Origin of the sequence: Kribbella sp. NPDC056951, from assembly GCF_042674205.1 — a bacterium.
Lineage (GTDB): Bacteria > Actinomycetota > Actinomycetes > Propionibacteriales > Kribbellaceae > Kribbella > Kribbella yunnanensis.
In genome coordinates, this window is record NZ_JBHUQZ010000003.1 from 989835 (window position 1) to 1005464 (window position 15630).

18 protein-coding genes are annotated in these 15630 nt (G+C 68.0%); 8 read left to right on the forward strand and 10 right to left on the reverse strand.

Features of this window, described 5'->3' with window-relative positions:
* Window position 1: 1 nt before the first annotated feature.
* The 3 genes from ACFTSF_RS17800 to ACFTSF_RS17810 all read right to left on the reverse strand — a co-directional run bounded on the left by ACFTSF_RS17800 (window position 2) and on the right by ACFTSF_RS17810 (window position 2810).
* Entirely contained in the window at window positions 2–523 is a 522-nt protein-coding gene (locus ACFTSF_RS17800) for a SigE family RNA polymerase sigma factor (protein ID WP_380154766.1), read from the reverse strand.
* A gap of 66 nt (window positions 524–589) precedes the next feature.
* Window positions 590–1606: a serine hydrolase domain-containing protein gene (locus ACFTSF_RS17805; protein ID WP_380154767.1), complete on the reverse strand. Its 1017-nt coding sequence runs from the start codon at window positions 1604–1606 to the stop codon at window positions 590–592.
* A 10-nt stretch (window positions 1607–1616) separates the two neighbouring features.
* Window positions 1617–2810: an MFS transporter gene (locus tag ACFTSF_RS17810; protein WP_380154768.1), complete on the reverse strand. Its 1194-nt coding sequence runs from the start codon at window positions 2808–2810 to the stop codon at window positions 1617–1619.
* 56 nt (window positions 2811–2866) lie between these two features.
* Between ACFTSF_RS17810 and ACFTSF_RS17815 the strand changes: the two genes are divergently transcribed.
* The 6 genes from ACFTSF_RS17815 to ACFTSF_RS17840 all read left to right on the forward strand — a co-directional run bounded on the left by ACFTSF_RS17815 (window position 2867) and on the right by ACFTSF_RS17840 (window position 7854).
* Window positions 2867–3415 (forward strand): CGNR zinc finger domain-containing protein, encoded by a 549-nt coding sequence (locus tag ACFTSF_RS17815; RefSeq protein ID WP_380154769.1) that lies wholly within the window; start codon window positions 2867–2869, stop codon window positions 3413–3415.
* Window positions 3416–3583: 168 nt separating this feature from the next.
* Window positions 3584–4258 carry an RNA polymerase sigma factor SigE gene (gene sigE, locus ACFTSF_RS17820; RefSeq protein WP_344151973.1) on the forward strand — a complete coding sequence of 225 codons (675 nt, stop codon included), beginning with the start codon at window positions 3584–3586 and terminating at the stop codon, window positions 4256–4258.
* Window positions 4255–4872, forward strand: coding sequence for an anti-sigma factor family protein (locus ACFTSF_RS17825; protein WP_380154770.1), 618 nt, complete (start codon window positions 4255–4257; stop codon window positions 4870–4872). The genes sigE and ACFTSF_RS17825 overlap by 4 nt, the downstream gene beginning before the upstream one ends.
* Window positions 4873–4876: 4 nt before the next feature.
* Entirely contained in the window at window positions 4877–5932 is a 1056-nt protein-coding gene (locus ACFTSF_RS17830; RefSeq protein ID WP_380154771.1) for a sigma-E factor regulatory protein RseB domain-containing protein, read from the forward strand.
* Between the two features lie 77 nt (window positions 5933–6009).
* The gene (locus tag ACFTSF_RS17835) at window positions 6010–7464 is read left to right on the forward strand and encodes a trypsin-like peptidase domain-containing protein (RefSeq protein ID WP_380154772.1); all 1455 of its coding nucleotides are present in this window, start codon (window positions 6010–6012) and stop codon (window positions 7462–7464) included.
* A gap of 48 nt (window positions 7465–7512) precedes the next feature.
* Window positions 7513–7854, forward strand: a complete 342-nt coding sequence (locus ACFTSF_RS17840; RefSeq protein ID WP_344151985.1) for a sec-independent translocase — start codon at window positions 7513–7515, stop codon at window positions 7852–7854.
* Between the two features lie 27 nt (window positions 7855–7881).
* Here the strand turns inward: ACFTSF_RS17840 and ACFTSF_RS17845 are convergent, their stop codons facing one another.
* A complete protein-coding gene (locus ACFTSF_RS17845) occupies window positions 7882–8892 on the reverse strand; it encodes a helix-turn-helix domain-containing protein (protein WP_380154773.1) in 1011 nt (336 codons plus the stop codon).
* Between the two features lie 257 nt (window positions 8893–9149).
* Between ACFTSF_RS17845 and ACFTSF_RS17850 the strand changes: the two genes are divergently transcribed.
* Window positions 9150–9395: a hypothetical protein gene (locus ACFTSF_RS17850; protein ID WP_380154774.1), complete on the forward strand. Its 246-nt coding sequence runs from the start codon at window positions 9150–9152 to the stop codon at window positions 9393–9395.
* Here the strand turns inward: ACFTSF_RS17850 and ACFTSF_RS17855 are convergent.
* Both ACFTSF_RS17855 and ACFTSF_RS17860 read right to left on the reverse strand, forming a co-directional pair.
* The gene (locus ACFTSF_RS17855) at window positions 9333–9950 is read right to left on the reverse strand and encodes a GNAT family N-acetyltransferase (protein WP_380154838.1); all 618 of its coding nucleotides are present in this window, start codon (window positions 9948–9950) and stop codon (window positions 9333–9335) included. The genes ACFTSF_RS17850 and ACFTSF_RS17855 overlap by 63 nt on opposite strands.
* 7 nt (window positions 9951–9957) lie before the next feature.
* Complete coding sequence (locus ACFTSF_RS17860) at window positions 9958–11103, reverse strand: P-loop NTPase (protein ID WP_344151994.1); 1146 nt, start codon at window positions 11101–11103, stop codon at window positions 9958–9960.
* A gap of 163 nt (window positions 11104–11266) precedes the next feature.
* Between ACFTSF_RS17860 and ACFTSF_RS17865 the strand changes: the two genes are divergently transcribed.
* Window positions 11267–12385, forward strand: a complete 1119-nt coding sequence (locus ACFTSF_RS17865) for a hypothetical protein (RefSeq protein ID WP_380154775.1) — start codon at window positions 11267–11269, stop codon at window positions 12383–12385.
* On the opposite strand, the gene ACFTSF_RS17870 is transcribed toward ACFTSF_RS17865, so the two are convergent.
* From ACFTSF_RS17870 to ACFTSF_RS17885, 4 genes are read right to left on the reverse strand one after another with little or no spacing between them, the layout of a single operon-like run.
* Window positions 12364–12927, reverse strand: coding sequence for a hypothetical protein (locus tag ACFTSF_RS17870; RefSeq protein WP_380154776.1), 564 nt, complete (start codon window positions 12925–12927; stop codon window positions 12364–12366). The two genes, ACFTSF_RS17865 and ACFTSF_RS17870, sit on opposite strands and share 22 nt — an antisense overlap.
* 4 nt (window positions 12928–12931) lie before the next feature.
* Window positions 12932–13831 carry a zinc metalloprotease HtpX gene (htpX, locus tag ACFTSF_RS17875; protein WP_344152003.1) on the reverse strand — a complete coding sequence of 300 codons (900 nt, stop codon included), beginning with the start codon at window positions 13829–13831 and terminating at the stop codon, window positions 12932–12934.
* A 31-nt stretch (window positions 13832–13862) separates the two neighbouring features.
* Window positions 13863–14375, reverse strand: coding sequence for a DUF1003 domain-containing protein (locus tag ACFTSF_RS17880; protein ID WP_380154777.1), 513 nt, complete (start codon window positions 14373–14375; stop codon window positions 13863–13865).
* Window positions 14365–15627, reverse strand: coding sequence for a magnesium transporter MgtE N-terminal domain-containing protein (locus ACFTSF_RS17885; protein ID WP_380154778.1), 1263 nt, complete (start codon window positions 15625–15627; stop codon window positions 14365–14367). Before ACFTSF_RS17885 ends, ACFTSF_RS17880 begins: the two co-directional genes overlap by 11 nt.
* Between the last annotated feature and the right edge of the window lie 3 nt (window positions 15628–15630).

The following is a 15630-nucleotide window of genomic DNA, read 5'->3' on the forward strand; positions in this document are numbered from 1 at the left end:
GTCAGTCCTTCCCGATTCTCAGTGAGTCGTCGGCCAGCCCGCGGATCCGTTCGAGTGCGCGCATACTGCGGTTGCGCACCGCGCCCGGTGAGGCGCCCATCCGGTCGGCGACCTCGTCGACACTGAGGTCCTCGAGATAGCGCAGCACCAGCACCACGCGGTCGGCAGGTGGCAGCTCGGCCAGCAGCGCCCGGAGCGCCAGCCGGACGTCCGCCCTGGCCGCCGGATCGTCGACCAGCTGCTCCGGTACGTCGGCGTACGGCTTCTCGCCGCTGCTCCGAAGCCGCCTCCCGCCGAGGAACGTCCGGGTCAGCGTGGTCTGCGCATAGGCAGCTGGATTGTCGATCCGGCCGAACGGCCGTCGCCACCGTGCGTAGAGCTTGGCGAGCGTCTCCTGGACGAGGTCCTCCGCCTGGTGGTGACTACCGCACAGCAACCACGCCGAGCGGTAGAGCTGAGCAGCCCGCGCTTGCGCGAACTCCTCGAACTCCTGCTCCGTTGTCGACCCACTGCGATTCGGCATCGTTCTCCTCGGTTGGCGTCACCCCTTTCGATGCGATGCCACCCCTGAATGTCACACCGATCCGGGTCAGTCGCAGTGGACGGCCGTGAAAAGCCCGATCACCGCGCTCGACGGATCACCGCCAGGCAGCGGGTTGTACGACAACGTGGCGTGGGTGGAACCCGAGTGAGTCGAGTACGTCGTGTAGCCCAGAATCTGCCCGCTGTGTCCCTCGACGGAGGTCCCGCAGGGTAGTCGGAACCGCTGCAGACCCAGCCCGTACTCGAACAGGTCGGTTGCGGGGACATAGCGCCGCATCTCGGCCAGTGCGGCTTTGCTGGTCAGCCTCGCTGCGAAGAGCGCCTCGAAGAACCGGTTAACGTCAGCCGTCGTGGAGATCATCTCGCCCGCCGCCCAGTCCAGCGACGGGTTCATCAGCGTCGCGTCGACCAGTTTGCCGTCGACCGAGGCGTAACCGGGTGCATGCGGTGACGGCAGACCAGGCCGATCGCCGGGCAGGCTCGTCTGCGTCAACCGCAGCGGTCTCAGGATCCGTTTGCTGATCTCCGCGCCGTACGAGCGACCGGTGACCCGCTCGATCAGCAGTCCGGCAACGATGTAGTTGGTATTCGAGTAGTGCCATCCGGCGCCGGGCTCGAAGTACGGCGGGTGACTGAACGCGACCTCCAGCAGCTCCGAAGGTTCGTAGTGCCGGAAGCGATCAGCGCCCCGCCAGCGATTGGTCGACCACCCCGGATCGTGCGCGTAGTCGTAGATCCCGCTGGTGTGGTCGAGCACCTGCCGCACGGTGATGCGCTCACCGTTCGGTACGACGCCAGGTAGGTATCGCGCGATCGGATCGTCGAGCCGCACCCGTTTCTCGTCGACCAACTGCAGGACCACCGTGGCCACGAAGGTCTTGGTCACGCTCCCGATCCGGAAATACGCCTGAGGGGCAACCGGTCCGGCAGATCCGGATTGCGCACCTACGCGCAGTACGGCGGTGGCAGCCCCGCCGGAATCGACGATCTGTTGCAGCTGAGGGGCAGGGAAAGCGGGGGAGACGGCCAGTACGGCGCTGGCCAGGAAGGCGGTGAGGTTCATGGCCAGAACGCTATGAAAATAAGGACTTTGGCGACATCCGGCTAACCCCCGAACCTCGCCGGGGGATAACCCCACCTGCCGCGCCGAGCGCGGCGGCTGACACCAAGGTTCCCGCAATCACGAGCAGCATCGCGCGAGTTCCGAGCACCGGAATCAGCAGCCCGGCGGCCGCCTGACCGAGGGCAGACGTGCCGACGCGCAGACTGGCCGCAGTGGTCCCGACGCGACCCTGCAGATCGGCCGGGCTGTACTGCTGCCGTGCCGCGAACATGGCCGGCAGCAGCGGTCCTTCGATCGCACCCGTCAGCACCGCCAGCACCAGCAACACGGCGAATGAGCCTGCCAGCGGCCAGAACGCGAACGCGACACCGTAGGCGGCAGCCGCGGCCATCACGAGGTGCTCTGGCCGCCAGCGGGTCTGGAGGCGAGTCGACAGCAACGCCGTACAGACGCTGCCCACCTCAAGCGCGGTCCACAGGTAGCCGGCCGCCGACCGTGGCGCGTGCAGCGTGGGCACATGCAGCGGTAATGCGATCAGCAACATGCCCATTGCGCCCGCGAGCACCGTGGTGGTGATGGTGGAAGCGCGCAGCCGCGGTGTGCGAACCAGATGCCGCAACCCCGCGACCGCAGAGCTGAGCAACGGCTCCTGGGCACCTGCTGGCAGAGCCGGAAGGCGGGTGATCGCAACGATGCTCGCTATCGCCGTGACCGCAATGGCCACTCCCGCGACCTCGACCGACAGCGTGGCCGCCAGGGTCGCCGCTAGGGCAGGTCCCGCGATCGTCGCCGTACCGAAGCTGGCAGCCTCGAAGGAGTTGGCCCGCGGCAACTGCTCCGCAGGTACCAGTCGCGGCAGCATGCTGGTGAAGCCACCGGACACCATCGGCAGCGTCGCTCCGGCGACCGCAGCCAGCGCAGGTGTCACCCAAGCCGGCGTGTGGCCCACTGCGGCGAGCAGCGCGACCATCACCACGACCAGCACGCCCTGGTTCGTGGCAAGCGCCGTACGGCGGTAGGGCGTCCGATCGAGCCATGCGCCGAGCAGTGGACCGGTCACGACCGCCGGCAACGCATACGCAGCCCCGGTCGCCCCGGCCAGTACGGCGCTGCCGGTGCGGTCGAGCACGAGTAACACCAGGGTGAACGCCACCATGTCGTCGCCGAGGCGAGCCAACGTGGCGGCGGTGAAGTAGGAGCGCATGTAACGCAAAGTATCCTGATACGCGTTACTCAAACAATCGCGTTACAGTGAGGCCTGTGGACACCCTGCTCACTCCTGATCGGCTGGTCGGCATCGCCGTCGACCTGGTCAACACGCGGACGGCCGAGCCCGAGCGGCTGACCTCGGTGGCAGCGCTGCACGCCTTCCTCGTGGCGCACGACGAGCCGACGCCGATCGACGTGGACGAGCGCGACCTGGCCGAGGTCCGCGCGGTGCGTGAGCGGCTACGCCCGGTGTTCGGGGCGTCGGCGCCGGATGCCGCCCGGCTGCTGAACGACCTGCTGCGCGAGTACGCCGTACGGCCCTATCTGACCGAGCATGGCGAGACGCCGTGGCACCTGCACGTGTCGCAACCAGACGCGCGCTGGGCGGAGTGGCTGGCTGCCGGAGCGGCTCTGGCGCTGGCCGGTTTCGCGGCCGGGCACGGCTTCGGGGCGCTGTCGGTGTGTGCGGCCGGTGACTGTGAGCGAGTGTTCGTCAACGCTGCAGCCAAGCGACCACGGCGGTTCTGTACGCCGACCTGTTCGAGCCGGACCCGGGTCGCGTCGTACCGCGCCCGGCGGGCGTCCGGCGGCGCAGCCTAGGATCAGGGTGGACAAGACTCAACCAGAACAGTCCCTGGCGCGTCTTGTTGAGTGAAGGCACTGGCCGGGAACTTTCCGGGTAGGGCACCGCGTTGAGCCGTCGTACCAGCATCTCAGGGTCGAACCCGGGTGTTCCCGACGTGCGCAGAGGACGGTGACCGAGGCACCATGGCCTTCACGCTCATTGCCGAGAGGACCCAGGGAGGCGTTGCGGTGAAGCCGCTCGACACCTCGGTGGCGCCCACGCGTCAGCCGGTGCCGGAGACGCTGCCGTCGTGGGACGAGATCGTCCGCACGCACTCCGCCCGGGTCTACCGGCTGGCCTACCGCCTGACCGGGAACAAGCACGACGCGGAGGACCTCACCCAGGAGGTCTTCGTCCGGGTCTTCCGGTCGCTGTCGTCGTACACCCCCGGCACCTTCGAGGGCTGGCTGTACCGGATCACCACCAACCTGTTCCTGGACGGTGCCCGCCGCAAGCAGCGGATCCGGTTCGACGGCCTGCCGGAGGACGCGCACGACCGGCTGCCCGCCAAGGGTGACGGCCCGGCCGACAAGCTCAACTCGGAGCTGTTCGACCACGACGTGCAGGGCGCCCTGGACTCCTTGCCGGAGGACTTCCGCGCTGCTGTCGTGCTCTGCGACATCGAGGGCATGACGTACGACGAGATCGCCGACGTGCTGGACGTGAAGCTCGGGACGGTCCGCAGCCGGATCCACCGCGGCCGCTCGATGTTGCGCAAGCATCTGGAGCACCGGGCCCCGCGGCCCGGTCAGACCCGGATCAGTGGTCCGTCCACGGACGGACTGCTCGGTGAGAGTTCCGGAGGTGAGTACCGGTGACCCTTCAGCACCCGATGGACAAGCTCAGTGCCGTCGTCGACGGCCAACTCGACCATGACTCGCGGGACAAGGTCCTGAGTCACCTGGTCGGCTGTGACACCTGCCGCGCCGAGGTGGACGCCCAGCGCCGGCTGAAGGCGCGGATGGCCGCCCTCGAGGCGCCGGACCCGTCCACCGACCTGATGCAGCGGCTGATGGGTGTCTCCTCATTCGCCACCGAGCCGCGTGAAGAGGTCCGCCCGGTCCTGACACCGGTCCCGTCGCTCTTCCCACAGCGCTCCGCCTTCCCGGCGGCCCGCACCGGCGCCAGCCGCCCGGGGACGGGAACACCCCGCACGACCCGCTCCCGCCGCCGTACCGGCGTGCTGGGCGCGGCCGGCTCCGCAGCTGCAGTGGCCTCACTACTCGGTACGGCGTTCGTCGTCGGGGACCCGGCCCGGTCGGAGCAGCCGCCGTCGCTGCAGCCGCCGATGACCAGCTTCTCGTCCGATCACGCCAGCACCACGGGCGGGACGCCGTTCGCGGACCCGGTGGCCGTGCTCAACTCGTACAACGGGTCCGGATACGTCGGGTTCAGCTCGACGCTGCAGCCGGTGGCCCTGACCGGACGCTGATCCCGTGAGCCTCAACCGGCTCGCCGTCCTGGTCAGCACCGCCCTGATCGGTATCGGCCTGCCCTTGCCCGCCACCGCGGTTCCGGCACTCGACCGCGAGGACTCGCCGCAGGCCGTCAGCTGGCTCGAGCGCGCCGCGGCAGCGCCGAACCGGGTTTCGTACCACGGCACCCAGATCATCACCGCCTGGGGACCGCAGGGCGCGAGCTCGGCGATGCTCGACGTCGTGCACGCGGCGTCCCAGGGCTCGGAAATCAGCGTCATCGGCTCACCGTCCTCGCCGGGCGCCAAGGCCTTCGTGCAGCGCGCGACCAGCACCGAGGCGTCCATTGACGGCGGTCCGCTCTCGCTGCTGCAGGCGACGTACAAGCTGGTCTACAAGTGCTGCACCGACCTGATCGGGCGGACGGCAGTGCTGGTCGAGGCGCTCCGCGACGACCAGACCCTCGCTGCACGGTTCTGGATCGACAAGGCGACCGGGCTGCTGCTGCAGCGGCAACTGTTCGGTGTGGACGGCAAGACGATGGTCCGGGCGACCGTGTTCACCGAGCTCGAGATCGAGGACTCACAGTTCATCCGGCACCTGCCGCCGATGACTCCGAACGGTGTGGAGCCGCTGGGGCTCGGCAAGGTCGACAGCCTGCGTTCCGAGGGCTGGGTCTGCACACCGGAGCTCCCAGCCGCCCTCAAGCTGTACGACGTCCACCAGGACACCACCAACGGCTCGCTCCAGTTCTCGTACTCCGACGGTCTGTTCAACGTCTCGGTCTTCGAGCAGCGCGGCGCCCTCGACCCAGCGGCCGTGGCCGGCTTCACACCGACGCAGACACCCGGCGTCTACGTCCGCTACGGCATGCCGTCGTACGTCGTCTGGTCGTCCGGCGGGATCGTCTACACGCTGATCGGGGATGTGCCGCCGGACGCGCTCGGGAAGGTGATCGAGGCCTTCCCGCACGAGCTGCCGGTGCACCTGAGCGCGGTGCAGCGGATCGGCAGCGGACTGGCCAAAATCGCGACGTGGCTCACGCCGATGGGTGCGCTTTCCCCCAAGCTGGGATAATCGAATGCGGATGGTTCTCCCGGCTACGCTCGGGAGTGGCTCCGGCCGACGTTCCCGACCACGAGTGAGGCGATCACGTGAGCACCAACGACGCCGAACCGAGCACCCCGGCTGCGCCCAGTGGCGCCCCGCTGACGGGCTTGACGCCGCCTGCGCCCGGGACCGGGACCACACCGCTCACGTCCCCGCGCAGTGACTCGGCCTACCGCCAAACGGCCAGTACGCCGTCACCCGCGCTCCCGCAGCCTCCGCTGCAGCCGCCGGCCGCAGGTCAGCAGCCGATGCGGTCAGTCACGCAGCGCAGCTTCGGCGCGCAGGAGCCGACCTTCCGCCCGGTCTACCCGGGCCAGGCCTGGCCGACCGAGCGCCCCGGCTACCAGGGCCCGGTGCCTCCGCCGCCGCTGGACTGGCACCAGCAGCAGGCCCGCGCGTACACACCGGGGCAGCCGCCCAAGAAGCTCGACAACCGCGTCATGCTGATCGCCGCGATCGTTGCGCTCGTCATCGGCCTGCTAGCTGGTGGCGGTGCCGCCGTGACTGTGGTCGCGCTGAGCGACGGCAACGGTCCGATCACCAAGCAGCCGGAGGTCCCGGTCGGGACCGGCACCGACCCGAAGATCCGCAGCGGCTCGGTCTCCGCGGTGGCCGGCAGTTTGCTGCCCAGCGTGGTCCAGCTCCGCGTCGAGGGTTCGGACAACTCGCAGTCGACCGGTTCCGGATTCGTCATCGACAACGCCGGTCACGTACTGACCAACAACCACGTGGTCGCGTCCGCAGCCAAGGGCGGCTCGATCCAGATCATCACCGAGAAGGGCAAGTCCCAGACCGCCCGCCTGGTCGGCCGCTCACCGGCGTACGACCTGGCCGTCGTACAGGTGATCGGGCTGGACGCGCCGTCGGTGCAGTTCGGCCGGTCGGACCTCGCGATCGTCGGGCAGGACGTAGTCGCCATCGGCTCACCGCTCGGGCTGGCCGGGACCGTTACGTCGGGCATCATCTCGGCGAAGAACCGTCCGGTGACGGCCGGCGACAGCACGGACCAGGCGTCGTACATCAACGCACTGCAGACCGATGCGGCGATCAACCCCGGTAACTCGGGCGGACCGCTGGTCGACATGAACGCTCGGGTGATCGGCGTGAACTCGGCGATCGCCGCCGTGCGTGGTGCGCAAGAGGGGCAGACCGGCAACATCGGGCTCGGGTTCGCGATCCCGATCGACCAGGCCCGCCGTACCGCGCAACAGCTCATCGCGAACGGCAAAGCGACGTACCCGGTGATCGGCGCGACCATCGACATGCAGTTCGAGGGTGGTGCCCGAGTCAGCTCGGTCGCCGCCGGATCCCCGGCCGCCCGGGCCGGGCTGCGGGTGGGCGATGTGATCACCGAAATTAACCAGCAGTTGGTGGACACCGCCGAGTCCTTGATCGTGGCGATCCGCACGCATCAGCCCGGTGAGAGCGTCCGCCTGGTCTACGAACGCAGTGGCCGGCCGCGCGAAGCGACCGTGACGCTCGGCCAGCAGATCGGCTGACACACGCTCAGGTACGCTGTGCCGGGGAACGAGAAGTGAGGTGAACGCATGTTCGGCATTGGGCCGCTCGAGCTGGTCGTGATCGCGATCGTCGCCGTACTCGTCTTCGGCCCGGAACGGCTGCCGGAGTTCGCGCGCACCGCCGGCAACCTGCTCCGCCAGGTCCGCCGGATGGTCTCCAACGCGCAGAACGACCTGCGCAGTGAGCTCGGTCCGGAGTTCGCCGACCTCGAGCTGCAGGACCTCAATCCGCGCAACTTCGTCCGCAAGCACCTCCTCGAAGGCGGCGACGACTTCGACGACGACAAGCCCGTCTCCACGGACTTCGCCGACGCCCCCCAACGCCTCCCAGCCGGCGCCAAGCCCCCCTACGACCCCGAGTCCACCTGAGCATCGCTGTGGCCTTGAACACGGCTCCTAGGTGAGGTGGCGGTAGGCGCGTTGCGCGGCTGACGATGCCGCGTCGACCCACTGGAGTTCCCAGACGTCGCTGTTGACGTTGAACTTCCGGTCGATGCCGACCCAGCGTCCGGTCATGGCCTTACCCATCGGGTCAACGACCAGCTGAATGGCGCCGTGATATTCGCGACCGCGGTAGTAGCCGTCAACGGTGGTGCGTTCTGACCAGGTGCCGGTCGCGACCGTTCCTCGCAATGTCAGCTCGAGTCGCAGGACCGAGTCGTTGCGGGCCGGCACATTCTCGCCGACGAGCCGATTGCCCTGCTGACGAAGGACCACGTAATGCTCGCAGGAGAGTTGGCTCTCGCGGCCGGTCGAGTAATAGAAGTACCGCGAGTGCCAGATGCCGCCCAGGTCGTGCTCGCCGGCCGGGCTGGGAGCCGACTCCTCCTCGGCGGCCGCGGCGATCCCCGGGGTGGCGGCGGCCAACGCAAGCGCTGCGGAGAGTTTGGTGAGCAGCCGACGGCGCCCAAGTCTGGGGTCCGCCTTGCTCAGCCACGCCGCAACGGTGCGCCCCAGGACCTCTGCGCTGGTGTTCTCCACCTCGTCCGCAGCACGCCGTACGGCGTCCTCGTCGGCAGCCGCGGAGAGCCCTGCCTTCAGGTTCACCAGTTGCGACGTGACACGATGGTTCGCGTCGGCTCCGCGGAAGTCGGCACAATCGGCGACGAGATCGGCGATCGAGCAGTCGTACAACTCAGCCAACCGAGCCAGTACGTCGAGGGACGGCGCATAGCCGCTGGACGACGGCCACTGCTCCCAGTACGAGAAGTTCTTGAACGTCTTCGGATCCGAAGGCCAGCGCTCGCTCCACCGCTCCGCCGCCTCGCGCTGGCTCCAGTCGTGGGCCATCCGAAGAGCGACTCGAAGGTTTACGGCGTACCGATCGGCGAACGCCGAGGCGATCTCCACCCAGGTGCGGTGCTGACCTCGCAGCTCAGCAGCCCACTGGCGCCGCTCTTGGCGCAAGCTCGTTCCACTCGTAACGCCCCGAGGCGGTGGATCTGTGGTCACCCTCCTCATGGTGCCAGAAAAGCTCCCTGCGGCACGGGGAGGAGTGTCGCGAATGGTCACTGACTGTCTCGGTGGTTCCGCAGGGTCATTGGCAGCAGAGTTCTGGTGAGGTCAGGGCGGCAGGTGAGCTCGAGCGCGTAGCCGGCGCGCGGTTCTCTCCTGCCCTGTCGCCCTGGCCGTTCCACAACGGCGCAATCACCTACGGGGCAACGATGATCGACGAACTGACGTGGTGGCAGCTGCGGCCTGGCGATCGCGTCAAGCACTTCGAGTACGGCGCTGGCACCGTCGACGGCTCTGGACCGGTCTGGATCTACGTCACCTGGGACAATCCCGATGAACCGTTCAGTCATCACACGGCCGCGATCGCGCGCTACCTCACGCGATGCGGCGTGTCAGCGGACGGTAGGGCTGAGGCCAACTCGCTGGTCGGATCCTCCGACGGACAGGACGTATAGGTCCACGGAACCACTCGGCCGGCCTGGACCGACCGCGGTGGCGACGGCCTGTCGGCCTATACGTCCTGTTCTTCGGCGGATGATGACCGCTCGTAGATGACGAGGGTGTCGGGGCCGGTGGCCAGTTTGTAGTTGTCCCGGTTCGGTTCGTAGCAGGCGGAAGCCGGCTCGCTCGGCGGTACGGCGGGCTGCGCGGTTGGTGCTCGCGGTTTTGATCAGCAGTTGCCGGCCGCCGTACTCGTCGAAGAACCAGCGGGTTACCCGTTCGAGTGCTTCGACGATGATGCCGCGGCCCTGTGCGTCGGGGTGGAGCCAGTAGCCGAGCTCGGCAGTGCCGTTCTCGATCCGGAAGAGGGTGAGGTTGCACCAGTTGTAGCGGGTGCCGGCGGTGCGTTGGTCGGCTAGGTCACGCAGCCAGAAGCGGGCGTCTTCGGCCGCGAAGGGCTGCGGGATGAAGGGTAGGACGTGGGCGGTCGCCTGGTTGGTTCGTGCGGTGGTGATGCGGTCGACTTCGTCCTCGCGCCAGAGCCGCAGTTGGAGCCGCGGGGTGGTCAGGAGGACGTCAGCGGCCGGCGGGGCTGAGGCCTAGCTGGCGGCCGAGGAGGCCTCGGGGTTTGCCGCCGAGTTTGTCGGCGATGGTCTTGAGGACCTGGGCGGCGGGGGTGTCGGGGTCGGCCATGGCGAGGGGTTGGCCGAGGTCGCCGCCGCTGCGGAGGCGCTCATCCAGCGGGATCTCGCCTAGTAGCGGGATGGGGTAGCCGAGGCGGGCTGAGAGGGTTTCGGCGACTCGGGTGCCGCCGCCGGTGCCGAAGATCTCGATGCGGTGCTCGGGGCCGCAGTGCGGGCAGGGGAGGAAGGACATGTTCTCGATGACGCCGGCCACGCGCTGGTGGACCATCTGCGCCATCGTGCCGGCCCGCTCGGCCACCTCGGCGGCGGCTTCCTGCGGGGTGGTCACGACAATGACCTCGGCGCTGGTCAGCCGCTGGCCGACCGAGATCGCGATGTCGCCGGTGCCGGGCGGGAGGTCGAGGAGCAGGACGTCGAGGTCGCCCCAGTAGACGTCGGCGAGCATCTGCACGAGGGCGCGGTCCAGGATCGGGCCGCGCCAGGCGACCACCTGGTCGCGCTTCGGCTTCAGCATGCCGATCGAGATCACCTTCACGCCGTGCGCGGGCACCGGCATGATCATGTCGTCGACCGCGGTCGGCCGCTCGTCGGCGACACCGAACATCGCCGGGATCGAGTGGCCGTAGATGTCCGCGTCCAGTACGCCGACCGACAGGCCCTGGCGGGCCATCGCGACGGCGAGGTTCACGGTCACCGAGGACTTGCCGACGCCGCCCTTGCCGGAGGCGATCGCGAACACCTTGGTCAGCGAGTCGGCCCGGGAGAACGGGATCTCCTTCTCGGCCACGCCGCCGCGCAGCTGCGTCTGCAGTGCGCTCCGCTGCTCGGCCGACATCACGCCGAGGTCGATCTCGACCCCGGTGACGCCCTCGAGTTTGCTCACCGCGGCCGTCGTGTCGCGCCGCAGGGTGTCCTTCATCGGACAGCCGGCGACGGTCAGCAGGATCCGGACCGCGACCACGCCGTCCTCGCGCACGACGACGGACTCGACCATTCCGAGATCGGTGATCGGTTTCTTGATCTCCGGGTCGAGCACACCACCGAGAGCTTCGGTCACCTGATCAGCAGTGGGAGCCATACCCCCAAGGCTACGTGCTCGACGGAAACCCGCGGACCACGGTCCCTGTGACCTAGGTCCGGCAAGGTGACCCTTAGTTCAGCTCTGACAGAAGGGCTGGCAACGTTGTCAGCACCCAGTTACCGTGAGGCCTCAAGGATCCGCCCGTCCTCGAGGAGATCGCATGAGACTCCGACTCTCCCGTCAAACCACCCTCAGCCTGCTCGCGGCCCTCGCCGTCGCGGGTGTTGCCGGGCTCGCCACCACCGCGATGGCCCAACCCGCCGTACCGCGAACCACCGTGATCAACGCGACCGATGTCGACGGCGACGCGTTACCGGACGACTGGGAACGCAATGGGTACGACGCCAATGGCGACGGCATCGTGGATGTCGACCTGCCGGCCATGGGCGCGAGCCCGGACCAGAAGGACCTCTTCGTGGAGGTCGACCACATGGCCGGCTTCCTCGGACCGATCAAGGCGTTCGACCGGGCTGTCGAGGTCTACGCCAACGCGCCGGTGTCGAACCCGAACGGCAGCACCGGTATCCGGCTGCATGTCGACCTCGGTCCGGCCGGCGGGACGAAGTACAACCTCGGTGGTGGGAACGAGGTGCCGTACGCCGCGAGTCTCGACACGTCGCAGGTGTTCGCAACCAAGGCCACTCACCAGACCGCGGCCCGGGCGGCGGTCTTCCACTACTTCCTCTACATGGACCGCTACAACAACGGCTGCGGCGGCTACGCGTTCGGAGTGCCGGGTGATCTGGCGATCGTCGCGATGAGTCCCGTGTGCACGAACCCGACCGAGAACACCTGGACCGGCGTCTTCATCCACGAGTTCGGTCACCTGCTCGGGTTGCACCACGGCGGCCCGGACGCCATCAACTTCAAGCCGAACTACCTGAGCGTGATGAACTACGCCTTCAGCAACCGCGGCGTACTGCGCGCCGACGGAAGCAGCCCGTACTTCGGCTACCAGGAGTCGGCGCTGCCGCCCTTGAACGAAACCAGCCTGTCCGAACCGCGCGGTCTCGGCACACCGTCAGCTGACGAGTGGCGCACGATCTACGAGTGCCCGAGCGGTACCCAGACCACCAGCGGACCGGCCGGTCAGCCGATCGACTGGAACTGCGACGGTGACACCACCGACACCGCCGCCCAGGTCGACCTCAACAACGACGGCCAACTCACCCAGCTCAACAGCTACGCCGACTGGTACGCCCTGAAGTTCGGCGGTGGCGCGGTCGGCGACCCGGTCGGAACCGCGCCGCGAGCGATTCAGAGGCCGGGAGCGCCGTAAACGGGGAACCAGCGCGCGAGGTCGGATTCGAGCCGCAGATCGGTCCCGAGCAGGGACTTGATCTGCAGCTCGGATGCGTTGTCCCGGCGGTCGGCGCCGACCGGGACGAACGGATACCAGGAGCCGCGCTTGTAGAGGTAGACCAGCCCGAGTGACTTCGACCCGTTGCTGAAGTTCACCAGGGTGCACAGCAGTGAGGGGCCGAAACCTGCGTCGACGAGAGACGTGTTCACCCCGTGCAGGTCGGTGACGAGGCCATCGAGGTTGTCCGGTGTGGTCTCGCGGACCAACCAGGTGAAGCCGTAGGAGTCCGTGACGGACGAGAACTTACCGTTGTCGAGGGCAAGTAACTTGTCGACCTCCGCACGCAACGCGGTGAACCCACCGCCCTCGGCCGACTTGAAGCAGACCGAACCGATACCGGTCGCGTGATACCCGCCGGCGGTCTCCAGAGTGATCGCCGCCGACGGCAGCGAGAACAGCTGGTCGAGGTTCGGCGGCACCGCTTTGCTGCGGCCGAGCAAAATATCAAGAAAGCCCATAGACCTAAGCCTGCTCGCCCAGCTCGCGAGACAGTGCACCGAGCTTGTCGAGGCGTGTCTCCAGCGGCGGGTGGGTCGAGAAGAGCGACGACAGCGAGACGCCCTTGCCCGAGATGGCCGGAGCGAAGAAGAACGCATTGAACGCCTCGGCCTGGCGCAGGTCGCGCGACGGTATTCGCGCGATGTCCCCACTGATCTTCGTCAACGCCGAAGCCAAGGCTGATGGACGACCGGTCAGTATGGCGCCCGCCCGATCTGCCGCCAGTTCGCGGTACCGCGAGAGTGCGCGGGTCAGCAGGAACGAGATCGCGTAGACCGCGGCCGAGATCGCGACGATGGTCAGCACGATGACGGCCGTGTTCTGGTCACGCCGCCCACCGAGCCCGCTGTACAGCCCGAAGCGGGTGATCAAGCCGGCCAGTACGCCGAGGAACGACGCGACCGTCATCACCGCCACATCGCGGTGCGCGACGTGGGACAGCTCGTGCGAGAGCACGCCCTCGAGTTCATCGGCATCGAGCCGGCGCATGATCCCGGTCGTCACGCAGACCACCGCGTTCTTCGGATTCCGCCCGGTGGCGAACGCATTCGGCAGGTCGACATCGGCGATCGCGATCCGCGGCTTGGGCATGTCCGCCAACGCACACAGGCGGTCGATCGCGCCGTGCAGTTGCGGTGCCTCCTCCGGCGTGACGATCTTGCCGCCCATCGCGTAGAGCGCGATCTTGTCGGAGAAGAAGTACTGCACGAACAGCGCGCCACCGGCGATCACGATCGCGATCACCGCGCTGTCGGTCACCGCGATCAGGGCCGCGATGAAGCCGACGTACAGCAGCCCCAGCAGGAAGCTCGTCACGAGCATCCGGCGGTTCAGCTTCTTGTCGGGAGCGAATCTGGTCTTCATCGGCGGCACCCTTTCTCACCTGCCACCGAGATTAGCGCGGCCCCAAAGGCGCTTCGCGGTCCAGCTCCGCGAGCAGGGACTTCAGTTCGGAGCGCAGGAAGTCGCGGGTGGCGACCTCGCCGACGGCCATCCGCAGCGACGCCATCTCGCGGGCCAGGAACTCCATGTCGGCGCGGGTCCGGGTGTCGATGTCGCGATCGCGCTCGTACTGGACGCGGTCGCGGGCCTCCTGCCGGTTCTGGGCGAGCAGGATCAGCGGAGCGGCGTACGACGCCTGCAGGCTGAGCGCGAGGGTCAGGAAGATGAACGGGTAGGTGTCGAACCGCAGACCCTCCGGAGCGAAGATGTTCCAGACCACCCAGAACACGATCGTCGCGGTCATGTAGACCAGGAACTGTCCCGTGCCGAGGAACCGCGCGATCCGCTCCGACAGCCGCCCGAACGCATCGGCGTCGTACACGGGGACGAACGTCCGCCGCCAGTCCTTCGGTATGTCCAGCCGAGCAGTGGTGGTGCGAGTCGTACTGCGGTCGTCACGAGGCATCGTGGTCCACCTCCTGCGTTTGATCGGATTCGCGCCAGTCGTCGGGCAGCAGATGGTCCAGTACGTCGTCCACGGTGACCGCGCCGAGCAGTCGGCCCTCGTCGTCGAGCACCGGCGCCGCCACGAGGTTGTACGTCGCCAGGTACTTGCTGACCGCGGTCAGGCTGTCATCCGGCCGCAGTCCGTCCAGGTCGGTGTCCAGAGCGGCGGACACGAGCTCTGACGGCGGTTCGCGGAGCAGACGCTGGATGTGGCCGACTCCGATGAACCGTCCGGTCGGAGTCTCCAGTGGTGGCCGGCAGACGTAGATCATCGCGGCCAGAGCCGGACTGAGCTCGGCGTTGCGGACGTGAGCGAGTGCGTCGGCCACAGTCGCGTCCACGGGCAGGATGACTGGCTCTGACGTCATCAGACCACCAGCAGTGCGCTCCTCGTACGTGAGCAGCCGCCGCACGTCCTCGGCCTCGTCCGGCTCCATCAGCGTCAGCAGCCGCTCCGCAGTCTCTGTCGGCAGCTCGGCGATCAGGTCGGCTGCATCGTCCGGTGACATCTCCTCCAGCACGTCAGCAGCGCGCTCGGTGTCCAGACCGGCCAGGATCTCCACCTGGTCGTCGTCCGGCAGCTCCTCGAGTACGTCGGCCAGTCGCTCGTCGTTGAGCGCCGCAGCGATCTCCTTACGCCGCTTGGGCGACAGGTCATGCAGTACGGCGGCCAGGTCGGCGGCACGCATCGAGTCGAACGCAGCCAGGATGTGCGTAGCCCCCTGACCCTGCTCGACGTGAGCGAACCCGCTCACCTCGGACCAGTCGAGTACATGCGACTGCCCTCGGCGCCGGAACCGCTTGCTGCCTTCGCGGACCGCCACCTTCGACAGCACCCAGTCCTTGGTCCGCCACTGCTCCATGGCCATGTCGAAGACCACACCGGTCGTCTCGGTCTCCCGAACGGTGACTGTGCGGTCCAGCATCTCGCCCAGCACCAGGATCTCGGTCGCGCGCTGTTCGAAGCGCCGCATGTTCACCAGACCGGTCGTGATCACGTGTCCGACGTCGACCGAGGTCACCCGCGTCATCGGCACGAAGATGCGCCGCCGGGCGAACACCTCCACCACCAGCCCGAGCACCCGCGGCGGCTGCGTCCCCTGCCGCAGCATCGCGACCACATCCCGCACCTTGCCGACCTGGTCGCCATTCGGGTCATAAACAGGCAGACCAGCCAGCCGTGCGACATAAACACGCGTAGGCCCACTCATGTT